This window comes from Streptococcus mitis SK564 (assembly GCF_000148525.1).
GTDB lineage: Bacteria > Bacillota > Bacilli > Lactobacillales > Streptococcaceae > Streptococcus > Streptococcus mitis_H.
Window position 1 is genome coordinate 58,109 of sequence record NZ_AEDU01000009.1, and the last position, 23,107, is coordinate 81,215.

Consider the following 23,107-nt stretch of genomic DNA (forward strand, 5'->3'; position numbering starts at 1 on the left):
TCCTTATCTATTATCCTATAATGTTTGTTAATCCAACGCCCTAACTTCCAGCATCATATCACGAATCTGAGCTGCGAGTTCAAAGTCAAGTACTTCGACGGCTTCTTGCATTTGTTTTTCTAGTTTCTTGACGAGTTCTTTGCGCTCTTGTTTGTTGAGACTATTGATATCGACTTCCTTGTCTTCTTCCTTAGCAACTGCCTTGGTCACGGCAATCAGATCACGGATTTCTTTCTTGATTGTCTGAGGCACAATACCGTGTTCTTCATTATAGGCCATCTGGATTTTGCGACGACGGGCAGTTTCATCGATAGCACGTTGCATAGACTGGGTCACAGTGTCCGCATACATAATGACATGTCCCTCACTATTACGAGCAGCACGACCAATGGTCTGGATGAGTCCACGCTCGTTTCGAAGGAAACCTTCCTTGTCAGCATCGAGAATCGCTACGAGGCTCACTTCAGGAACGTCAATCCCCTCACGGAGCAGGTTGATTCCGACCAAGACGTCAAAGACACCCAAGCGCAGGTCACGGATAATCTCTGTCCGCTCCAAGGTCTTGATATCCGAGTGCATGTACTTGACCTTAATGCCCATTTCTTTAAAGTAGTCGGTTAAATCCTCTGCCATTTTCTTGGTTAAAGTGGTAATAAAGGTACGCTCATTCTTTTCAACACGGGCATTGATTTCACCTAAGAGGTCATCAATCTGTCCCATAGTCGGACGGACTTCCACCTCTGGATCCAAGAGTCCCGTCGGACGAATGATTTGCTCAATCACTGTCTCGGTCTGTTCATTTTCATAGTCTCCCGGTGTCGCTGAAACGTAAACAATCTGATGGACATGGCTTTCAAATTCTTCACGACGGAGAGGACGATTGTCCAAGGCTGATGGCAAGCGGAAACCATAATTTACTAGCATTTCTTTACGCGAACGGTCTCCATTGTACATGCCTTTGATTTGTCCCATAGTCATATGGCTCTCGTCAATCATGATTAAGAAATCATCTGGGAAGAAATCAAGAAGCGTATAAGGAGGCTCTCCTTCGCTCCGTCCATCCATGTGACGTGAATAGTTTTCAACCCCATTTGTATAGCCCATCTCGCGCAGCATTTCGATATCATACTCTGTCCGCTGTTTCAAGCGCTGGGCTTCAAGCAATTTACCTTCCTTCTCAAAGACAGCTAACTGCTCTTCTAATTCTGCCTGAATCTTGGCAATGGCAACTTCCATGTGGTCATCATTGATCACGAAGTGAGTCGCAGGGAAAATCGCCAAATGATCCACTTCTCCCAATACCTGACCAGTCAAGGCTTCAACCTCACGAATACGGTCAATTTCGTCTCCAAAAAATTCTACTCGAAAGGCGTGTTCATCACGAGAGGCTGGGAAAATCTCCACTACATCCCCACGAACGCGAAATCTTCCGCGTTGGAAATCAATATCATTTCGCTCAAACTGGATGTCAACTAAGTCATTCAAGAGTTTATCACGAGAAATTTCAAGACCTGGACGGAGACTAACGACACTATCAGCGTATTCCTTGGGCGAACCCAAACCATAGATACAAGAGACTGAAGCCACGACAATAACATCATTGCGCTCCAAAAGGGCTGAAGTCGCTGAGTGTCGGAGCTTGTCAATCTCGTCATTGACAGAGCTATCCTTTTCAATATAGGTGTCGCTAGAAGGGACATAAGCTTCTGGCTGGTAATAATCATAGTAAGACACAAAGTACTCAACTGCATTTTCAGGGAAAAATTCCTTAAACTCCCCATAGAGCTGTCCTGCCAGAGTTTTATTGTGGGCAATAACCAGAGTTGGTTTATTGACTTTGGAAATGACTTGACTCATGGTATAGGTCTTCCCTGTTCCAGTCGCCCCCATCAGAATCTGAGCTTTTTCTCCACCCTCGATATTATCAACCAACTGCTCGATAGCTTGGGGTTGATCTCCTGATGGTTGATATTTTGATACTAGTTTAAATTGATTATCTGTAATGCGGTTAATCATAAGAATCCTCTCTCGATGTGCTATTCCTATTTTAGCATACTTGTAGCATTTTCACGAAGAAAAGGACGGACCGAAGTCACATCCTTTCATTTTCTTTCTTTAATTTATAGCCAAGATAGACAATCAGTAGTAACAAGACCAGACTTGTCATGATAGATCCTTCTATGCCAAAAGATCCACCTGATAACCAGCCTTGATTGCCTTGTGGTAAAAAGGTCATCAGCGATGCTCCTGACGGTTGACCACTAACTAAAATCCCAAATAGATTTCCTTGAGCAAAATTCCAAGCCCCATGAATACCTGCAACACCCCAAACTGTATCGGTTTTGATAAGGTAAAGAGCCATGGCAACTCCGAATAAAAAGAGATTTACTAGAGATAGTGGTGTTAGACCAGAATTTCCCATATGAAGCAGGGTAAAGAATAGGCTAGATATAAGAACAGCAAGTTTTAGATTGGTTCTTGAGGCCAATTGAGGAAGGAGCCAAGCACGGGACACCACTTCTTCTGCTGTCCCCTGTAAAATCCAAAATGGGATAGTAAAGACAACAAAGGAAAGCGAATAAGGATTCAAGTGAATAGACTCAAAACGATATTGCCCCAAGGTCACTAAACCTAACAAGGTCAGAAGAAAAAGTGCCAGACCTAGGCCAAATCCTTTCAGAAGATTGCTGAGAAAATTCTCTCTATAAAATCCCAAAGTTCGAATAGGTCTTTTCTCAACTTTTCTAGTCCATCTGAACACAGTGTTAAGAATAAAACCAAAGGCTAGCAATTCTAAAATTAAACGAAAATCACCTGTTTTATCCGTCAAGCTCTGATGCAAGGTCTGCAAGTAGGTTGCAAGATTTTGACCAGCCTCTCCAAAATTTCTAGCAAGTTCGATGAGAGCTAACAAACTAATACCATACAGAGTATAAGCCACAAACTCTCCTATGAAGACAAAAGCAAAGGCTAACAAGGGGCTTGTGTAAATGTTTAAACTCATTTTTGAAGCTTGGAAGTCTTTAAATATTCTTTTGTTCTTCATATCCCTGTCCTCTTTTCTTCTATATATACTATTATTATAGCACTTTATAGTAGCAATTCAAGAAAGAAAAGGAAAAAAACAATGTTATATTTTCTGACACAAAAATATAAAAATTTGCCTTTTTTTACTTTTTCTGATATAATGGGAAAATATTCGGAAAAGGAGACTAAAAATGAAGAAAAAATTTCTAGCATTTTTGCTAATTTTATTCCCAATTTTCTCATTAGGTATTGCGAAAACTGAAATGATTAAGATTGTTTCTGATACCGCCTATGCACCTTTTGAGTTTAAAGATTCAGATCAAACTTATAAAGGAATTGATGTTGACATTATCAACAAAGTCGCTGAGATTAAAGGATGGAACATTCAGATGTCCTATCCTGGATTTGATGCAGCGGTAAATGCGGTTCAAGCTGGTCAAGCTGACGCTATCATGGCAGGGATGACAAAGACTAAAGAACGTGAAAAAGTCTTCACCATGTCTGATACTTACTATGACACAAAAGTTGTCATTGCAACTACAAAGGCACACAAGATTAGTAAATATGACCAATTAACTGGCAAAACCGTTGGTGTTAAAAACGGAACTGCTGCTCAACGTTTTCTTGAAACAATCAAAGATAAATACAGCTTTACTATTAAAACATTTGACACTAGTGATTTGATGAACAACAGCTTGAGTGCTGGTGCCATCGATGCCATGATGGATGACAAACCTGTTATCGAGTATGCCATTAACCAAGGTCAAGACCTCCATATTGAAATGGATGGTGAAGCTGTAGGAAGTTTTGCTTTCGGTGTTAAAAAAGGAAGCAAATACGAGCACCTAGTCACTGAATTTAACCAAGCCTTGGCTGAAATGAAAAAAGATGGTAGTCTTGATAAAATCATCAAGAAATGGACTGCTTCATCATCTTCAGCAGTGCCAACCACAACTACTCTAGCAGGCTTAAAAGCCATTCCTGTTAAAGCTAAATACATTATTGCCAGCGATTCTTCTTTTGCACCTTTTGTGTTCCAAAACTCAAGTAACCAATTTACTGGTATTGATATGGAATTGATTAAGGCAATCGCTAAAGACCAAGGTTTTGAAATTGAAATCACCAACCCTGGTTTCGATGCCGCTATCAGTGCTGTTCAAGCTGGTCAAGCTGATGGTATCATTGCTGGTATGTCTGTCACTGATGCTCGTAAGGCAACTTTTGACTTCTCAGAATCCTACTACACTGCTAATACAATCCTTGGTGTCAAAGAATCAAGTACCATTGCTTCTTATGAAGATTTGAAAGGGAAGACAGTTGGTGTTAAAAACGGAACTGCTTCTCAAACCTTCCTAACTAAAAATCAAAGCAAATACGGCTACAAAATCAAAACCTTCGCTGATGGTTCTTCAATGTATGACAGTTTGAATACTGGTGCCATCGATGCCGTTATGGATGATGAGCCTGTTCTCAAATATTCTATCAGTCAAGGTCAAAAATTGAAAACTCCAATCGCTGGAACTCCAATCGGTGAAACAGCCTTTGCCGTTAAAAAAGGATCAAATCCTGAATTGATTGAAATGTTCAATAACGGACTTGCTAATCTTAAAGCAAACGGAGAATTCCAAAAGATTCTTGATAAATACCTAGCTAGTGAGTCTTCAACTGCTTCAACAAGCACTGTTGACGAAACAACTATCTGGGGCTTGCTTCAAAATAACTACAAACAGCTCCTTAGCGGGCTTGGTATCACTCTTGCTCTAGCTATTATCTCATTTGCTATTGCCATTGTCATCGGGATTATTTTTGGTATGTTTAGCGTTAGCCCATACAAATCTCTTCGTGTGATTTCTGAGATTTTCGTTGATGTCATTCGTGGTATCCCATTGATGATTCTTGCAGCCTTCATCTTCTGGGGAATTCCAAACTTCATCGAGTCTATCACAGGCCAACAAAGTCCAATTAACGACTTCGTAGCCGGTACTATTGCCCTATCTCTCAATGCAGCCGCTTATATCGCTGAAATCGTTCGTGGTGGTATTCAAGCCGTTCCAGTTGGACAAATGGAAGCCAGCCGAAGCTTGGGTATCTCTTATGGAAAAACCATGCGTAAGATTATCTTGCCACAAGCAACTAAATTGATGTTGCCAAACTTTGTCAACCAATTCGTTATCGCTCTTAAAGATACGACCATCGTATCTGCTATCGGTTTGGTTGAACTCTTCCAAACTGGTAAGATTATCATCGCCCGTAACTACCAAAGCTTCAAGATGTATGCAATCCTTGCCATCTTCTATCTTGTAATTATCACACTTTTGACTAGACTAGCGAAACGCTTAGAAAAGAGGATTCGTTAATGGCAAAATTAAAAATTGATGTAAATGATTTACACAAAAACTACGGAAAAAATGAAGTCCTAAAAGGAATTACGACTAAGTTCTATGAAGGAGATGTTGTTTGTATCATCGGTCCTTCGGGTTCTGGTAAGTCAACTTTCCTCCGTAGTCTTAATCTTCTTGAAGAAGTCACTAGCGGCCATATCACTGTGAACGGCTATGACTTAACTGAAAAAACAACCAATGTTGACCACGTCCGTGAAAATATCGGAATGGTGTTCCAACACTTCAATCTTTTCCCACATATGTCTGTTTTGGACAACATCACCTTTGCTCCTATTGAGCACAAGTTGATGACTAAGGAAGAAGCTGAGAAATTGGGAATGGAGTTGCTTGAAAAGGTTGGACTAGCAGATAAAGCTAATGCCAACCCAGATAGCCTATCAGGTGGTCAAAAACAACGTGTGGCTATCGCTCGTGGACTAGCAATGAATCCAGACATCATGCTCTTCGATGAACCAACTTCTGCCCTTGACCCTGAGATGGTTGGAGACGTACTAAACGTTATGAAAGAATTGGCTGAGCAAGGCATGACCATGATTATCGTAACCCATGAGATGGGATTTGCCCGTCAGGTTGCCAACCGCGTTATCTTTACTGCAGATGGTGAATTCCTTGAAGACGGAACACCTGATCAAATCTTTGACAACCCACAACACCCACGTCTGAAAGAGTTCTTGGACAAGGTCTTAAACGTTTAAACTTAAACTGTAAGGATTTCCTTGCAGTTTTTTTCTATCTCGTATTGGATTTTTTGATTTTTCGGAAAATTATGTTAGAATTAAGTTTATGAAATGAGATTTCCTCATACCTAGCAAGACTAGGAATAAAAATAGAAATTAGGTAGCTAGATGTCATCTAAGGTTATTGTTACAATTTTCGGTGCGAGTGGAGACCTGGCTAAACGCAAGCTCTACCCTTCCCTTTTTAGACTATATAAATCCGGCAATCTTTCCGAGCACTTTGCAGTTATTGGAACTGCCCGTCGTCCTTGGAGCAAGGAATATTTTGAATCTGTTGTAGTCGAATCGATCCTTGATTTGGCAGATAGTACCGAACAGGCTCAGGAGTTCGCTAGTCACTTCTACTATCAAAGTCATGATGTCAACGATACAGAACACTACATTGCTTTGCGTCAATTGCAGGCTGAACTAAATGACAAGTACCAAGCTGAACACAACAAGCTCTTCTTCTTGTCTATGGCACCTCAGTTCTTTGGAACTATCGCAAAACACCTCAAGTCTGAAAACATTGTGGATGGTAAAGGTTTTGAGCGCTTAATCGTTGAGAAACCATTTGGTACAGATTACGCAACTGCAAGCAAGTTGAATGACGAGCTCCTAGCAACATTTGATGAAGAACAAATTTTCCGTATCGACCATTATCTTGGTAAAGAAATGATCCAAAGTATCTTTGCAGTTCGCTTTGCAAACTTGATTTTTGAAAACGTTTGGAACAAAGACTTTATCGACAATGTTCAAATTACCTTTGCGGAGCGCTTGGGTGTAGAAGAACGTGGTGGCTACTATGACCAATCTGGTGCCCTCCGTGACATGGTACAAAACCATACACTACAACTTCTTTCTCTCCTTGCCATGGACAAGCCAGCAAGCTTCACAAAAGACGAGATTCGTGCTGAAAAGATTAAGGTCTTTAAAAACCTCTATCATCCAACTGATGAAGAACTTAAAGAACACTTTATCCGTGGTCAATACCGTTCAGGTAAGATTGATGGCATGAAATACATCTCTTACCGTAGCGAGCCAAATGTAAATCCAGAATCAACAACTGAAACCTTTGCATCTGGTGCCTTCTTTGTAAACAGCGATCGATTCCGTGGCGTTCCTTTCTTCTTCCGTACTGGTAAACGTCTGACTGAAAAAGGAACTCATGTCAACATCGTCTTTAAACAAATGGATTCTATCTTTGGAGAACCACTTGCTCCAAACATTTTGACCATCTATATCCAACCAACAGAAGGCTTCTCTCTTAGCCTAAATGGGAAGCAAGTAGGAGAAGAATTTAACTTGGCTCCTAACTCACTTGATTACCGTACAGATGCGACCGCAACTGGTGCTTCTCCAGAACCATACGAAAAATTGATTTATGATGTCCTAAACAACAACTCAACTAACTTTAGCCACTGGGATGAAGTTGGTGCGTCATGGAAATTGATTGACCGTATCGAAGAGCTCTGGGCTGAAAATGGTGCCCCACTTCATGATTATAAAGCTGGAAGCATGGGACCTCAAGCAAGCTTTGACTTACTTGAAAAATTCGGTGCCAAATGGACTTGGCAACCAGATATCGCCTATCGTCAAGATGGTCGTTTAGAATAAAAAATTTCCTGCAAGTTTGTTCCTTGCAGGATTTTTCTTCTAATTAGATTAAGCCTTCCAAGAGACCCTTCATAAAGTTTTCTGAGTTAAACTCTCCAATATCATTGATTTTTTCACCAAAACCAATCAATTTTACAGGAATATTGAGTTCTTCACGGATGGCTAGAACAACACCACCTCGAGCCGTTCCATCAATCTTAGTCAAGACAATTCCTGTTAAAGGAGTGATTTTTGAAAATTCTTTGGCCTGTACAAGAGCATTTTGACCTGTTGATGCATCAAGTGCTAAGAAGGTTTCATGGGGTGCTTCTGGTACAACACGCTTGATAATGCGTCCAATCTTCTCCAACTCAGCCATAAGGTTATCCTTATTTTGCAAACGACCAGCAGTATCAATCATGAGAATATCAATGCCTTCAGCTACGGCACGTTCCATGCCATCAAAGACCACACTGGCTGGATCAGCTTTTTCAGGTCCAGTTACAACTGGAACATCTACACGACGGCCCCATTCAGCTAGCTGAGCTACCGCCCCTGCACGGAAAGTATCTGCCGCAACTAGCATAACCTTCTTACCTGCTTGTTTGTAGCGGTGGGCTAATTTCCCGATAGAAGTCGTTTTCCCAACACCATTAACCCCAACAAAGAGCATAACTGTCAAGCCCTCTTGGAAGTGGATACGTTCATCGTAGTTGCCATCCTTTTCATAAAGCTCAACCAATTTCTCAATGATGACACGACGAAGTGCATCTGGTTTCTTGGCATTCTCAAGTTTGGCTTCGTATCGTAGCTCCTCAGTTAGGTTAGAAGCAACCTGGACACCAACGTCACTCATGATTAGCAGTTCTTCTAGTTCCTCGAAAAATTCTTCGTCAACAGAGCGGAAATTAGCAAAGAAGGTATTCAAGCGAGCTCCGAAGCCCGTTCGAGTTTTCTTAAGACTACGGTCATATTTTTCCTGAACAGTCTCTTCTACTTGAGGCGTCTCTGCTTCAAGAACTTCAGAACTATTTTCTTCTACAGTCTCTAAGAGCTCAGTATTCTCTTCCTCTGAGACTTCTTCTGAGTTTGGAAATTCTTCTACTTGTTGAACTTCTACAACTGGCTCTGAATCCTTATTTTCTTCAACTGTGTCTTGAATTTCCTCTTCTTGGAGCAAAGCTTGTTCAACAATTTCAACCTCTGCTTCTTCATGAGGAAGTTCCTCAGCTTCTGTTAAGGCAGGCTCAACATCTTCAGACAAATCAAGATTTTCCAGAGCTTCTTTTACAACTTCTTCGATTTTAGGTTCTTCTTTTTTTCCGAATAGACGGTCAAATAATCCCATATCTTAGTTCTCCTTTAGCACGTATTCTTCGATAGCCCAGGCGACAGCTTCCTCATCATTGGTCATTGGCGTCACTACATTTGCGACTTCCTTGACTTCAGGAACAGCGTTTTGCATGGCAACACCGAGCCCTGCCCACTCAATCATAGAAAGGTCATTGGCCTCATCTCCACAAGCCATGACTTGGCTTTGATCGATTCCAAGATGGCTGATTAGTTTTGCCAAACCTGTTGCTTTGTGAACATTCTTTGGTGACCACTCTAGCAACATTTCACGTGATTTAAAGATTTCATATTGATCAAACAATTCTGGAGAAATCTTCTGAATGGCTGCATCCAAGGGTTCTTGAGCAAAGGCAGTCACGCATTTGTTGTAGGTCATTTGACTAGACAAGTCTGCAAAGTCCACTGGAACAAAGGTCAAAGCTGGATTGAATTTGGCATAAAGACTTTCTTGGTCCGATTGGATTTGATAAACAGTTCCTTCTGAAATAGCATCAAGAGGCAGTGATAATTTCTCTGTTTCCTCATACAAGCGTGCCACATCATCATATGAAAAGACTGTCTTATCAAGGATTTCACCTGTATTTTTCTGAACTAATCCACCATTAAAAGTAATGGTATACTCATCTTCGTGGCCGTCAGTCCCTAGCTCATGGAGGAAGAAATCCATAGCTTTTAAGGGACGACCAGTTGTCAATACAACCTTAATACCACGATCACGCGCTGCTTTCAAGGTTGCCTTGGTACGATCCGTCAACCTTTTATCAGTAGTCAGCAAGGTCCCGTCCAAGTCCAATGCAATCAATTTTATATCTGCCATTATAAGCCCTCCATGTAAGCTATAACCGACTGGTCCTTATGGTGACCAATCACAGTCTTTGCTAATTCTAAAATTTCAGGTCGTGCATTTTCAGGAGCTACAGGATGTCCCACAACCTGCATCATATGCAAGTCATTTAGATTGTCTCCAAAAGCCATAACCTGATCCATTGTGATGCCAAGTTTTTTAGCCAATTCAACAATGGCCACTCCCTTATCGACATAGTCCAGAACAATATCAATGGATTCAAAGCCAGTTGTCATAGCCTTAACACCAGGAACATGTTCATTGACCCAAGCTTCACCAGCTTCCAGCGTTTCTTCTGTGAAGTTAGTCGTAAATTTGAAAATATCATCTGTAATATCTTCCAGACTCGCTACTTTTTGGATATTTTCATTATAGTGCTGACTCACTTTTAAATAGGTCTCATCAACCGTATCTAGCACATAAGAGCCTTTTTCCCCCGTCAAGAGCAGTTTATTGATGTCTACATAAGGTGACGTTTTCAGCTTTTCAAAAGTCGTCAGATAAAAGTCACGAGACATAGTCGCTTCATACAAATCCTGACCTTGATACTCTACCAAACTGCCATTTTCCGCGATGAAAATAATATCATCACGTACATCAGCAAATAATTTTTCTAAGGATAGAAATCCGCGCCCTGAAGCTACCGCAAAGTAAATCCCTTTTTCCTTGTAGGAAACCAAGAGAGACTTGAGGCGGTCCATATCAAAGCGTCCTTTCTCATCTAGGAAGGTTCCGTCCATATCCGTTGCTACTAGTTTAATCATAAATTCTTCATACTCCAATTAATAAATCCATCTTCTATTATACCATAGAAAAAGCAAATAGCGCCTAATCCATTTGAGATTAGACGCTTGATAAACATAAGCGCGTCATAACAAGGTATCTATCATTCATGGAAGACCTCCTGTATACTATTAGTAAAGTAAAACTATTGGAGGATATTGTAATGCCACAACCTATTGTTCCTGTAGAGGTTCCACAATCTCATCGTTTTGATTCTAAAAAGAGAAATGATCTTCTGCTTACAGTTCGTATTGGAAAGCTTGAACTCAGTTTTTTCAAGCTCTCAATCAAGAAATGATAGAAAAACTTTTGGATAAGGTGTTGCTCTATGGCAATTCATCTATCTAGCCTAGGGCAGGTCTATCTCGTTTGTGGGAAAACCGATATGAGACAAGGCATTGATTCACTAGCTTATCTCGTTAAAACCCACTTTGAATTAGATCCCTTTTCAGGTCAAGTCTTTCTCTTTTGTGGTGGACGTAAAGACCGCTTTAAAGCCCTTTACTGGGATGGTCAGGGATTTTGGCTACTTTATAAACGCTTTGAGAACGGTAAACTGACTTGGCCAAGTACAGAAAAGGATGTCAAAGCTCTCACACCTGAACAAGTAAACTGGCTTATGAAAGGCTTTTCTATCACTCCCAAAATAAATTCATCAGAAAGTCGTGATTTCTATTGAAATGAGGACTTTCTTTTTAGTATAGTGAATTGAAATAAGATATGAACATCTCTATCAGGAAAGTCAAATTAATTTATAGAAATATTTTAGCAGTCAAGGTGTACTGTTATAGATTCAATACACTATATAATAAAGTTAGGAAATAAGGAGGAAAGTCTATGGGAGAAGATTGAAAATCATTCAACAACAGAGTGCTATAATTGATAGTCTCACCAATGAACTTGCCCTTCTGCGTGAACAAGTGGCTTATCTAACGCAAAAGCTCTATGGAAAATCCTCTGAGAAAAGTGTTTGCCCCTCTGGACAACTCAGTCTTTTTGAGGAGGAACAAAATCTGGAAGAAGACTCTGACTTACCCAGTTGAAAGAGAAGAAATCACCTACAAACGTAAGAAAGTTAAAGGGAAACGTCAATCTCTTCTTGCCCAATTTAATTCAGAAGAAGTTCATCATCGCTTAGAGGTCTGCATTTGCCCTAACTGTCAGGGAGAGCTAAAAGAAATTGGAGCGAGCCTTCAAGGACAAGAATTGGTCTTTATTCCTGCGCAATTAAAAAGAGTTGATCATATTCAACACGCTTACAAGTGCCAAGCATGCAGTAAGAATAATCCAAGTGATAAAATTGTAAAAGCTCCTGTCCCTAAAGCCCCTTTGGCGCATAGCCTTGGCTCAGCCTCTATTATCGCTCACACCATCCATCAGAAGTTTAATCTGAAGGTACCCAATTATCGCCAAGAAGAAGATTGGGCTAAGATGGGTTTACCAATCACACGTAAGGAAATTTCTAATTGGCATATCAAGACGAGTCACTATTATTTGGAGCCCCTTTATAATCTTTTACGAGAAAAGTTGTTAGAACAATCTCTTCTTCATGCGGATGAAACCTCTTATCGGGTTTTAGAGAGTGATAGCCATCTGACCTACTATTGGACCTTTTTGTCAGGGAAAACTGAGGAACAAGGCATCACTCTTTACCATCATGATCAGCGTCGGAGTGGTTCGGTAGTACAAGAATTCCTAGGAGATTATTCTGGATATGTGCATTGTGATATGTTGCGGCAGTAACTTAGGACTTTAGTCCTCTAGTTCTGCCTATGCGATAGCAGTCCAAGGTTTAGGAGCAAGGCGACGCTAAGCTTGGTAAACTGCGAACCGCTAGAAGCTTATCGTCAACTGGAAGAGGCTGAACTTGTTGGATGTTGGGCACATGTGAGAAGGAAGTTTTTTGAAGCGACCCCCAAGCAAGCAGATAAATCATCCTTAGGAGCTAAAGGTTTAGCTTATTGTGACCAGTTATTTGCCTTGGAAAGAGACTGGGAGGTTTTGCCAGCTGATGAACGACTACAGAAACGTCAAGAAGAGCTCCACCCCCTAATGGAAGACTTCTTTGCTTGGTGTCGGCGTCAGTCAGTTTTACCTGGTTCAAAACTAGGAAGGGCAATTGAATACAGTCTCAAGTATGAAGAAACCTTTAAGGCCATTTTGAAAGACGGGCATCTGGTCCTTTCCAATAATCTAGCTGAACGTGCCATTAAATCATTGGTTATGGGACGTAAAAATTGGTTGTTTTCTCAAAGTTTTGAAGGAGCTAAAGCAACAGCTATTATTATGAGTTTGTTGGAAACAGCTAAACGTCATCAACTAAATAGTGAAAAATATCTATCCTATCTTCTAGAATGTCTTCCAAACGAGGAAACTCTCGTAAACAAAGAGGTTTTAGAGGTTTATTTACCATGGATTAAAGTTGTACAAGAAAAGTGCAAATAAGAAATCTCCAGATTAGGAACTGTCAATGAGTTCTCTAGTCTGGAGATTTTTCAATATACTTCGTTATTGGGCGCTTACAAAGATTATTACTAGATGTTTTGAATATATTCCTATTTTTCAGTTAAGACACCTAACACCAATAATTTTTTGATAATTTTTTCTAAATCTTTTTCGGCTTTCTTCTCCTTTACATCATAATTATTTAATATTTCTGCTAACAAATACTCCCTAGAGATTCCATTTCTGATGCTTTCCCAAATAAATGGAGCAATACCTGTAAGGATGTGAACCTTATTATTATAAATTAGGAATAAATTGTTGTCCTGATATTTTTCAGTGACAAAAGGATTCTTTTCTAACATTCTTAGTTCTCCTCTCCTTTTGATGATTTAAATTACAATATTTTAATAAAAAACTTTATTTCACTAATGCCACAAAATAGATTTATTCTGTGTATTGCGCAATTAATTTTTCGCACTCTAAGTTTATTTTTTGACATTCTTTTAATACTATGACTGTCTTAGCCTTTAAACTTAGTTCATCCGAAAAATCAATCTGATTGTATGATATCACCATTGATTCACTTAAGCTGATATTCAGCTGGTTAGATTTCTCAAGTCTGTGTATTTTTTTAATTAACCATTTTTTATTTGGATTAGTCTCACCAAAAAGTGAAAGGTAGGAACTAATGCAGTCTTCTAACAAAGACAATGCCATATATAGAGAAGTGTCATATGCTCCTTCTTCAAAAGCTCCTTGAATATCTGTAACTCTAATACTATAATACATCCTCACTCCTAGAGGGACAATCAAATTATACTTGTTATAGTCTATAGAATTTTTTAATTTTCTAAAAAATTCTACTCCACCAAGTGGTTGCGCAAATTTTAATCGATGAAAAAAATCATAATAAGGACTATATTTCGATCCTTGTCCTCTATTAACAAGCTCTGCATAATTCTGGATAGCATCTACTTCATGTAACTCAATGTCATAATCAACCTCTCTATATGTAATCGTTAACATTCTTTTATGTTCACGTTTGAATAATGAAAAATCTTGATTTTGATTGACAAAACTTGTTAGAACTTGATCATCAATTCTATTTAAAATTATGAATATATCTATATCAGAGCGACTATTACCAAAACCTTCAAAAATTGAACCTGCAACAAATACTGTATTTATATTAAGAATATTGAATTCCTCGTAGATACTAAATCTCGATAATAAATTTTCTGCTAATTTTTTAGCATTATTATTTAAATGATTCATTAAAACACCTCGTTCTTTTGTTTTTTGCTATAAAGGTACATTCTATAATTAGTAACAAACCAAGGTATATTACACAATACATGGAAAATAATTGAATAAATAATATTATGTGTAAAATAGTATATTAGAAATGAGAATAAAGATAGGATGAATAGTTTCAAGTGAAATGTTATATCATTACTCTGTCCAATATAATGAGCTAGATTAAACAATAAAGTTGTTAGTAAAAAGATAATCAATATTTCCTTTATAGAGCCTGTGATTGGGATTGTTCCTCTATAAAACAGTTCCTCTATAAGAGGCATCACGGTAACCTCGCTAAAACGTGATAATAATTGTTCTTTCCTGACCTCCCCAAAATATGAAAATATTGCAGGATTATTTGAATAAGATAAATTTTTAAAATCAATAAGAATATATATGATACTTAAAATAATTGGTAATAAAATCATATAATTTATAAAAAAACTATATGATGGATACTTTATAATAAGAAATATAGCTAGATATGGAATATTAATACTTAATATCCTGACAATACGTAAAAGTAAATCACCTCTAATTTTGCTTTGAATTTGATAAGATAGAGGCAAAGCAATCCAAAATACAACAATTATTGCTAAAACTAGTCTAATCAATGATTTCTCCTGTTTTTTAAAAAAAGATAAAACCATCTTAAGTATTAGACTTAAGATGGTTTTTAAAATTAACTCTATAACACAATCCTGTTAAGCCTTAACATTAATTCCAGCTGCTGATTTTAACTCAGATACTTTAGGTGTTTGGTATTTTTTCTTTGCCATACACTATACTCCTTTCTAAAAATTAAGAACTACACTCTTATTATATATGATTACTATACAAGTATACTATAAATAGCAATAAAAGGCAAGTCTTTCCGTTAATATTAATAGAAATCGATACTACCATTTTTCCTTAAATGAGCCTCTCCAAGTTTTAGCACAACTATTGTAGTTAATATTATTAAAATATTAACTACTAAAAACACAAAGAAAATTGATGATATTTTTAGTAAGGATTGACCAATTAGTATTTCCCTTAGTAAAGAGATTGTATATGATAGAGGGAATAAGCTTCCAATAATTCTTACAAATTTTGGGGATATGCTCAAAGGTACTTGGACACCACTAAAAGTATCTTGTGGACCTTGAATTAATACAAATAATAATGTCCCGTCTCGCATTATTATGAAAAAGCTTGCAATGAAGGCGGACCAAATCCATACCGCTACTATCATTATTATAATAGCTAACGTAATTTTAAGAACGGAAATAAAATCCTTTTCGCTATATAAAAAAATACCTAAAATAAACAATAATATGAAAAACCATGAGTTACTCAAAACTAGTGAAAAACTTCTAATATATATCCACCTTATTTTGTTAATTGGAGCTAAAAATATTTGGCTTAATGTACCTTGAATTCTTTCCGAACCAAGACGCCATGAACTTTGCACAGCATTTGAAAATAGTATAAAAACACAATAGCCTATAAAAATAAAATAATATAGCTGCTGTTCTGAATTAATATTGTCAATTTTTAATTTTTCAATAGGAAACAAACTCAAATTATAAAACGTATGGATAAAAGAAAAAAGTGGCCAAATAATAAGTGAAAATAAATAGAAGCGATTTATACTATCGTTTAATAATGTTCTCCTCAATTCAGCCCTAAACATACTAATCATCTTTATTCTCTTTCTTTAATTTAATTATAGCGTCTTCAAGAGACGGTTCAATTACTTGTAGTTTATTGAATTTGTACCCATGTGACGTTAAAGTACTTAGCACTTCTGTAACCTCTCGATCTTTTAACTTCAGCCTAAATACACACTCTCCATCCACATCAGTTATTTCACTTTCGGGAAATATATTATTCAGATTTAGTATAGACCGATCATCTGTACCAGTCTCGATAAGATTAATAATAACTTCCTTATCTAAAGAAAGCTTCTGCAGTACTTCGTCTTTCGTTCCTTCTAGTATAATTCTACCCTTGTTCAGTATATAAATATAATCACATAATTCTTCAGCTTCTGCCATATAGTGTGTTGTGAGCAAAACTCCCTTATTTTTATTATTAGCAATATCTTTAATTCTTTCTCTTAGATCCCTAGAAACACTAACATCTAATCCAATTGTAGGCTCATCTAGAAAGAGGTAGCTAGGATTGTTAAGTAATCCTTTAATGATTTGAAGACGCTGTTTCATTCCCTTCGAATATTGTTCAACTGGAATATCGCGACTTTCCCACAGACCGAACTCAATTAGTAATGGTTCTGAGATACTTAATGCATCATCCCTCGATATATTATATAGCGAGGCAAAATATACAAGATTTTCAATAGCTGTAAGACGCCAATAAAGATTTCGTTCACCACCGTTAATAACATTGATTTTTTTTCTTGTAAGAGCCAGGTCATCATTAATATCATTACCATCTAGTAAAATTTCTCCACTATCCGGTAGAAGCAATGTCGTCATCATTTTAATTAGAGTAGTCTTTCCTGCACCATTTTCACCCAAAACTCCTATAATTTTTCCTTTAGGTATATTTATTGATACATTCTTTACTGCATTCTTTTTAATTTTAGAACTGCTAAAAATTTTGCTTCTTTTTTTTATAACATAATGCTTACTTACATTTTTTACTTCTAACAACTTTTATCTCCCCTTATTTTTTAATATGAGATGTATCCAATAACTTTCTGCTCCACTTTCTTGTAGTAAAATAAACCAACAAGATAATATATTACTGCCCCTATCAAACCTTTTAAAACCACATTAAATATGTCGTTATAAGTATAGTTAGAAGTCATAAGCATACGGATAAATTCTAGTGCATGAGTCAATGGAATAAGTTCACCAATAAAGCTCAATGGTATTGGCAATATATGTCTTGGAAATGTTATACCTGATAATAAAAATATTACTACAAAGAGTGTATTTTGACTAAGAAATGTGTCTCGCAACCACAGCATAATATTAGAAAGTAACACTCCCATACAAAACGAAATAAGCGAAACATACACAGTTCCTAATATCCATACAACAGGAGATATACTTAAAATTTCCGCCCCTAACATCAAAGCAAGAAGGATTGTACACATACATTCTATACAAGTTCGTCCCAATTGTTCGATAAAAACCCCAAAGTAATATTTTCTAACTTTATAAGGTGTTATTAGTAAACTTTCTAGAGTACCTTCTTTGACTTCTGTAATTAGCGACCTACCAACATTCATTAGAACCGCTACAGACACATTATAAAATATCATTCCTATAGCAGCGTAGGTGAAGTAGTCTTTAATAAAATAACCAGAGCCAATCTTTGATTGATTAGTAAACATATAATTAGCTATCAACCAAAATACTATTAGTTGAAAAAATGCATCTAAGATTCTATTCAAAAATAAAGTAATTGGAAAGTATCTCTTGTACATTTGCCAATTTCGTTTAATTACAGCTAGAATCATCTGTCTCCTCCTTCATAATAGATCTTTTCATAATAAATATTGTGTAAGTAGCTTTCTATGGCTACTTTGTTTTGTGGAAGTATATTTTTAGGTAAACTATAAAGCTTGGACCAAAATAAACCTTTTATTTGATTAGGCTCGTTTATACGATATTTAATTTCTCCATCAATTGGGAGATCATAAAGAAAATAAGTATAAATATAATTATCTCTAACATTTTGTATCATCGTAATGAATTTCAATTTTTCTGGAACAACTTCCAAATTTAATTCTTCATGAGCTTCTCGAACTGCTGCATCCCTTAATTCTTCCTGATTTTTAACATGTCCACTGACACCTAAATCCCAATATCCGTCCATATAGCCCGTCTGATCACGTAACTGAAGAAGCACCTCATCCCCACTCTTTATAATTATTGAAACTGTCAATTTAAAGTTTCCGTCTTCCAAAATTATCAAATCAATTTTCCTCTTTGTTTAACATCCAATATTCCCAAATATAATAAACCTGCAAAGATTTATTACCACTCCAATTGTTTGTTACACTATTCACATTTATTTTGGATATACTTCTTTCAGGTAAATTATATAGATATTCAATAGCCCGATGCAAGCCTAGATCAGCAACTGGTACAATATCCGGGGCTGTAAAATAAAACAAACCTAACATTTCAACTGTCCATTTACCTATACCTTTGATACAGATCACAATATCTTTCAATTCACTATATGAATAATCATCTAAAGGTTTCTCCATTTTGCGTACTTTAATAGCTAAACTAATGATAGCGTCTGCACGTGTTAAGGGAATTCCAATTTCCCTTAGTTGAGTAACGGTTAAACTTGTAGCAATGAATTCAGCTGTAGGAAATTGAAAGTAGTGAGTTCCTTCGAATTCTATGCTATCTCCATAATACTCAATAAATCTTCTAACTATATTTGAGGCAGCCTTCAAACTAACTTGTTGGCTAATAATCGTTCGTATTATACAATTCAAGATGTTTGTATCCTTTATGATTCGGAGTCCCTTTAATGATTTAAACAATATTGTGGAGTCTACTGTTCCGTAAGCATAAGCATCTATTTTATTATAATTATTATTATGTAAATCAAAAATACTAAATACTTTGTTAAACATCTGCTGAGTCTCACTATCACTTAGTTCACCTAATAGCATAGTGACTTGAAAATCATTACCACATTGTGAGACTTCAAATAAATAATTAGTATCATTATTTCTAATAAAAATTCTACAAGCACTGTCATCAATTCTCACAATTGGGAATAATTTCCCCATCCTCTCAAGACAGTCCAGTGATTTACTCAAAGAATAATTAGTTACTCTAACTTTTTTTATTGTTTTCATTGTTTTCATTATTTTCTATCTCTGTCATAGCCCAGTTCTTGCTCACATATTTAGGGACGCTACAATATTGTAATGTCCATACACTTTCATATCTATGAGTACACTCCCTTTCATCATACTCAACGACTTGTCTAAAATACTTAACTTTATTCCTTATTATGCTATAATACTTATCTGCGGGTTCAAATATCTGACATTCGATTAACTTATATACTGGCACAGTCACACATGTGATTAAAGGTACATACCCCTCTTCAAATGCCTTTTGTTTTACCCAATCAGCATATTTAAAATATTTGTCATCCAAGTCTAATAGTAGGACACTCCTCAATTGATTTGTAAGAAAAATTGTCTGTTCCAATTCTTTGCATTTTTCCCTATTTAATAGTTTGTATACTTCGTCACATGAGTAGTCAAATTCATTAAGCGATAAAACCCATTCCCCTGAAAAAAATTTTTTAACTATATCAATCGGGATAATCTTCACATTAGAGCCCTTATTAGCTTTCCATTCTAAAAATTCAAATATCACACCTTCAGGTAATTGGTGATTTTCATTATCAGAAAAAATCCAAAGCTCATCACAAATTAGCTCAAGAGATACACAATCTTTGACACATTCAAACTTATTATTCTCATAATAAGTAGTTGACAAATAGTAACCCAAATTGTTAGTTGGATTGACAGGAATATTGCCAGTATTTAATACAAAACTTATAAAAAGTTCAATTAAATGGATGTTATCACCATCGTAAGAAGTATATATCAGCTTTTTCATCCTTTTTGTTCTCCAATTTACTACGTTAATTAATATCAGCAATATGAGTTAATATTATCTTTCGTACTCGTATAATCCACTTATAATCAGATGTATTACTAATGTGAGCTTATTGTCTGACATTAAATAATTAAATCTATCGTATCTTTTGCTATCTTTCTTTCATCTAAGATAATTGCTGGTACTTTTCTTTCACGCAAATGAATACTCAAATGACCTAACACGGAGCCTGATTTAAAAATAAATCCCGATACTTTATTTAATAAAGGAAATAAACTTATATCTGGATAAGGTGCTAGCAATATAGGATTGGAAACTGTTGATATTTTCATTTCTAATTCTTTCAATATAGAGTTATTCTCAACATTTTCCATTTCGTTTACACTAGGTACAACGCTAACTAAGGTTTTATTTTGCATCGCTAGCTTAGAAAATAAAATCTCATCCAGCTCTATAATATTTCCAGATAAAGATCCAGTGGAAATCACACGATACCCTTCAATAGTTTGATAGTTATCATTGATAACTGATTTATCGTCGGACATATCATATACTAAAACCCCTCTATCAGTTAATACCCACTCTACGACCACACCCCTATATTCTATATCTAAGGTTGTCGTTATATCTCGTATTTGATTCAAATGTTCATTTGAGATTTTTGGTACCGGTTCATAATAATCCACTCTAACCGAATTGTTTGTTTGATCAAAAGAATACTGTATTTTCTGTTCAGAAATACACTCATGTATTTTAATCCCATTAACAGAAAGAATAACCTCAGACATATAATTTATCACTTCATTCTTCAAGCCAATCAAATCACCTACAATGTATTCTATTATAATGTTCTGGTTTAATATTTTAGAATAGCCAGACAAAATTGGTTTATGAAATTCAGTTACCCAAACTATGCTAATCCCACCCAACATAGCAATTGAATCTATTGAAGTGCTAAATTCACTTCTATTTATTATCTTATTTTGTTTTTTCCCATCCTGAGTCTCAAATATAAGTAATAATTCTTGACTTGAAAATATCCTATCAATCTCACTCTGAATTGTAACCTCACTTGCTCTAACTTTATCAAATACTAAGAATCCAAGTCTATAATCTCTGTTGATACCTGCATTACGGAGGATTTGTTTCATCCAATGTCGCTTCTTCCATTGCTTAGAAATCAGCCCCTTTTGAAATTTCGGGAACCCCATTTTATGCACTTCGTCTGAATCTAAATCGATGAAAAAGCACTTCTCCTTTTGAGCTCTTTCAAAAAATAAAGGTTTCGTTGTGATTGCTCGTATTTGAAATACAAATAATTGACCATCTTGACTAAGTCCCCATTCTAAATCTACTCCTGTCTTACTAAATCCAGCTAATTCTTCAACTTCATAAATTAACTCCTGAATCTTATCTTTATATTCATTATCTTCTTTAAATTGCTTTTCTTCTTGCGTCTCTTCCACTTGCTCGTTATCTATGCTATATATCGAAACATAGTTAATTTCTCCATTAACAACAGATTTATTACTTTTTCCTATCTCTAGTATAAATTCATTTTCCATAGTTAACGGGTTTCTAGAGAATGCCACCCCATTGTATTTTAAGTCAATATACTCTTGAATTAATACCGGAAATATGACATGTTTTTCTTTCCATGTATATTTGTATTTTATATAAGACTCGAATACTCTCATTACTCCACTAACTATGTCAAAATGATTCATTTTGACATTTAACACTGTAGTGTAATTACCCGCACTTGCTGTATCAGTATTATCTTCATTTAATGAGGTACTTCGAATTGCAATCCTTTTATTAACACCATAAGCATCTTCAATCTCATTGAATAAATCATTCCAAAGTGGATTATACTTTGAATCTATTAATTTCTTCTGTAGTAAATTTCCCAAATTTGTAGAATCACTATTAACATCAAAGAAATCACTCCCTATTAAATCCATTAAAAACTCTGAAGAAATGGCGTAAGAATGTGGGGTTTTGACTTTTATTTTTTCTAATAAATTTACATAATAGGCCTTATTACCTATCGTCTTTTTAGTTATATTATTTGCACCATTTAAATTAATTAAGTATTTTTTCATAGATTACCCTTTAAATAAATTTTTATAAATCTTCTTTGGAATAGGACATGTATATTTTGCCGCAGATAAATTATCTGGCTTATGTCCTAAAACTCGCTCTGTATTTTTAAAAGAAAGCTCCCATAAAGCATCTTGCTTCCTTGGTTCTATCATATCTACTGGCATATCAGCATTGTGAGCATCACTAACATTTTTAGCCTTATGATACATGCGTCCAGTATCTTTAACCTTTAACCTTATTACGATTTGTGTAATTGGACATTGCCTAGTTGCTGGAAAATTACTAAACGGTCCCAGTGCCATTATCCATGAGTTATTTTTATTACCCGAGATATCCAGTCTGAGTGAAAGTAATATTAATTCCTCAGAATATTCTTGAGTATTTTCAATAAAAAATGGAGTGTACTCTACTAGTGACTGAATTAACTCTGCAAATCTAACATCAGAATCAATATTTGGAAATAATATTGATAGTACCTCATCTCCTGAAGCTTGCAAATGTTCATTAATTCTACCATATAGCTTACTTATTGAAGATTTAGTGTACTCAGATTCTTTCTCAACAATAAAACGCCAACCGAATTTATCAGCATCACCTGCCATATATTGCGCAAATCCACAGCCAACTTGACCTTGCTTAAACCAATTTTGTGTTAACTCGATAACTAACTCGTCATTCTCCAAAACCTCGTTTTTAGGAATATTATATTTCTTGGAAATATACTCTATATAATCATCTCTATCAGAATAAAATTTACCACTTATATAGTTAGATCTCTTCAATTTTTTAAACTTTTCCATTACAATACCCCGCTTTTTTATATCTTTATAATAAACTATTTTCAGAATATCTTCAACTGCAGCTCTTATTTCATGGTTTAGATAAAAATTAAATATTGTATCAATTTCCTTATCCCGATTT

Annotated in this window: 21 protein-coding genes and 2 pseudogenes; 7 read left to right on the top strand and 16 right to left on the bottom strand. The window is 36.1% G+C overall.

The genetic code is table 11. The annotated features are described in order from the left end of the window. Positions 1 to 27: 27 nt before the first annotated feature. Complete coding sequence (gene uvrB, locus SMSK564_RS06700; protein ID WP_000610422.1) at positions 28 to 2,016, bottom strand: excinuclease ABC subunit UvrB; 1,989 nt, start codon at positions 2,014 to 2,016, stop codon at positions 28 to 30. A gap of 76 nt (positions 2,017 to 2,092) precedes the next feature. Then, complete coding sequence (locus tag SMSK564_RS06705) at positions 2,093 to 3,046, bottom strand: CPBP family intramembrane glutamic endopeptidase (RefSeq protein WP_000792107.1); 954 nt, start codon at positions 3,044 to 3,046, stop codon at positions 2,093 to 2,095. Positions 3,047 to 3,218: 172 nt separating this feature from the next. On the opposite strand from SMSK564_RS06705, the gene SMSK564_RS06710 reads away from it, so the two are divergent. From SMSK564_RS06710 to zwf, 3 genes are all read left to right on the top strand, one after another. Beyond that, entirely contained in the window at positions 3,219 to 5,384 is a 2,166-nt protein-coding gene (locus SMSK564_RS06710) for an ABC transporter substrate-binding protein/permease (RefSeq protein WP_000726279.1), read from the top strand. Beyond that, a complete protein-coding gene (locus tag SMSK564_RS06715; protein ID WP_001096321.1) occupies positions 5,384 to 6,124 on the top strand; it encodes an amino acid ABC transporter ATP-binding protein in 741 nt (246 codons plus the stop codon). Before SMSK564_RS06710 ends, SMSK564_RS06715 begins: the two co-directional genes overlap by 1 nt. Before the next feature lie 150 nt (positions 6,125 to 6,274). Continuing rightward, positions 6,275 to 7,762, top strand: a complete 1,488-nt coding sequence (zwf, locus tag SMSK564_RS06720) for a glucose-6-phosphate dehydrogenase (RefSeq protein ID WP_000096104.1) — start codon at positions 6,275 to 6,277, stop codon at positions 7,760 to 7,762. A 43-nt stretch (positions 7,763 to 7,805) separates the two neighbouring features. Here the strand turns inward: zwf and ftsY are convergent, their stop codons facing one another. The 3 genes from ftsY to SMSK564_RS06730 are packed head-to-tail and all read right to left on the bottom strand — an operon-like array spanning position 7,806 to position 10,702. After that, positions 7,806 to 9,089, bottom strand: coding sequence for a signal recognition particle-docking protein FtsY (gene ftsY, locus SMSK564_RS06725; RefSeq protein ID WP_000522339.1), 1,284 nt, complete (start codon positions 9,087 to 9,089; stop codon positions 7,806 to 7,808). Between the two features lie 3 nt (positions 9,090 to 9,092). Beyond that, positions 9,093 to 9,911, bottom strand: a complete 819-nt coding sequence (locus tag SMSK564_RS0102240) for a Cof-type HAD-IIB family hydrolase (RefSeq protein ID WP_000763434.1) — start codon at positions 9,909 to 9,911, stop codon at positions 9,093 to 9,095. After that, complete coding sequence (locus SMSK564_RS06730; protein WP_000594095.1) at positions 9,911 to 10,702, bottom strand: Cof-type HAD-IIB family hydrolase; 792 nt, start codon at positions 10,700 to 10,702, stop codon at positions 9,911 to 9,913. The genes SMSK564_RS0102240 and SMSK564_RS06730 overlap by 1 nt, the downstream gene beginning before the upstream one ends. A 182-nt stretch (positions 10,703 to 10,884) precedes the next feature. Here SMSK564_RS06730 and SMSK564_RS13625 point away from each other — a divergent pair. The 4 genes and pseudogenes from SMSK564_RS13625 to SMSK564_RS13630 all read left to right on the top strand — a co-directional run. Then, positions 10,885 to 11,069 (top strand): annotated as a pseudogene (locus SMSK564_RS13625) (hypothetical protein). Beyond that, positions 11,050 to 11,400, top strand: a complete 351-nt coding sequence (tnpB, locus tag SMSK564_RS06740) for an IS66 family insertion sequence element accessory protein TnpB (RefSeq protein WP_000974360.1) — start codon at positions 11,050 to 11,052, stop codon at positions 11,398 to 11,400. Before SMSK564_RS13625 ends, tnpB begins: the two are co-directional and overlap by 20 nt. Before the next feature lie 169 nt (positions 11,401 to 11,569). Next, positions 11,570 to 11,764, top strand: a complete 195-nt coding sequence (locus SMSK564_RS06745) for an IS66 family transposase (RefSeq protein ID WP_014017266.1) — start codon at positions 11,570 to 11,572, stop codon at positions 11,762 to 11,764. After that, positions 11,748 to 13,163 (top strand): annotated as a pseudogene (locus tag SMSK564_RS13630) (IS66 family transposase); the annotation flags it as partial. The gene SMSK564_RS06745 and the pseudogene SMSK564_RS13630, both read left to right, overlap by 17 nt. Positions 13,164 to 13,276: 113 nt before the next feature. Here the strand turns inward: SMSK564_RS13630 and SMSK564_RS06760 are convergent. From SMSK564_RS06760 to SMSK564_RS06805, 11 genes are all read right to left on the bottom strand, one after another. Next, positions 13,277 to 13,528: a PqqD family protein gene (locus SMSK564_RS06760; protein ID WP_000890592.1), complete on the bottom strand. Its 252-nt coding sequence runs from the start codon at positions 13,526 to 13,528 to the stop codon at positions 13,277 to 13,279. An 82-nt stretch (positions 13,529 to 13,610) separates the two neighbouring features. Next, the gene (locus SMSK564_RS06765) at positions 13,611 to 14,441 is read right to left on the bottom strand and encodes a hypothetical protein (protein ID WP_001016194.1); all 831 of its coding nucleotides are present in this window, start codon (positions 14,439 to 14,441) and stop codon (positions 13,611 to 13,613) included. Then, positions 14,441 to 15,115, bottom strand: coding sequence for a CPBP family glutamic-type intramembrane protease (locus SMSK564_RS06770; RefSeq protein ID WP_250850401.1), 675 nt, complete (start codon positions 15,113 to 15,115; stop codon positions 14,441 to 14,443). Before SMSK564_RS06770 ends, SMSK564_RS06765 begins: the two co-directional genes overlap by 1 nt. Positions 15,116 to 15,348: 233 nt before the next feature. Then, positions 15,349 to 16,149, bottom strand: coding sequence for an ABC transporter permease (locus SMSK564_RS0102250; RefSeq protein ID WP_000624863.1), 801 nt, complete (start codon positions 16,147 to 16,149; stop codon positions 15,349 to 15,351). Next, positions 16,142 to 17,122 carry an ABC transporter ATP-binding protein gene (locus SMSK564_RS06775; RefSeq protein ID WP_000895179.1) on the bottom strand — a complete coding sequence of 327 codons (981 nt, stop codon included), beginning with the start codon at positions 17,120 to 17,122 and terminating at the stop codon, positions 16,142 to 16,144. The genes SMSK564_RS0102250 and SMSK564_RS06775 overlap by 8 nt, the downstream gene beginning before the upstream one ends. A gap of 20 nt (positions 17,123 to 17,142) precedes the next feature. Next, complete coding sequence (locus tag SMSK564_RS06780) at positions 17,143 to 17,937, bottom strand: ABC transporter permease (protein ID WP_000599441.1); 795 nt, start codon at positions 17,935 to 17,937, stop codon at positions 17,143 to 17,145. Further along, on the bottom strand, positions 17,934 to 18,395 hold the full coding sequence (locus tag SMSK564_RS06785) for an NUDIX hydrolase (RefSeq protein WP_000584689.1): 462 nt from the start codon (positions 18,393 to 18,395) through the stop codon (positions 17,934 to 17,936). Before SMSK564_RS06785 ends, SMSK564_RS06780 begins: the two co-directional genes overlap by 4 nt. A gap of 1 nt (position 18,396) precedes the next feature. Beyond that, on the bottom strand, positions 18,397 to 19,311 hold the full coding sequence (locus SMSK564_RS06790) for a DNA-3-methyladenine glycosylase family protein (RefSeq protein ID WP_000855624.1): 915 nt from the start codon (positions 19,309 to 19,311) through the stop codon (positions 18,397 to 18,399). Next, a complete protein-coding gene (locus SMSK564_RS06795) occupies positions 19,280 to 20,080 on the bottom strand; it encodes a hypothetical protein (RefSeq protein WP_000734059.1) in 801 nt (266 codons plus the stop codon). Before SMSK564_RS06795 ends, SMSK564_RS06790 begins: the two co-directional genes overlap by 32 nt. A 122-nt stretch (positions 20,081 to 20,202) precedes the next feature. Then, positions 20,203 to 22,185 (bottom strand): PEP/pyruvate-binding domain-containing protein, encoded by a 1,983-nt coding sequence (locus SMSK564_RS06800; protein ID WP_000760348.1) that lies wholly within the window; start codon positions 22,183 to 22,185, stop codon positions 20,203 to 20,205. Between the two features lie 3 nt (positions 22,186 to 22,188). Continuing rightward, positions 22,189 to 22,986: a hypothetical protein gene (locus SMSK564_RS06805; RefSeq protein WP_000410458.1), complete on the bottom strand. Its 798-nt coding sequence runs from the start codon at positions 22,984 to 22,986 to the stop codon at positions 22,189 to 22,191. Between the last annotated feature and the right edge of the window lie 121 nt (positions 22,987 to 23,107).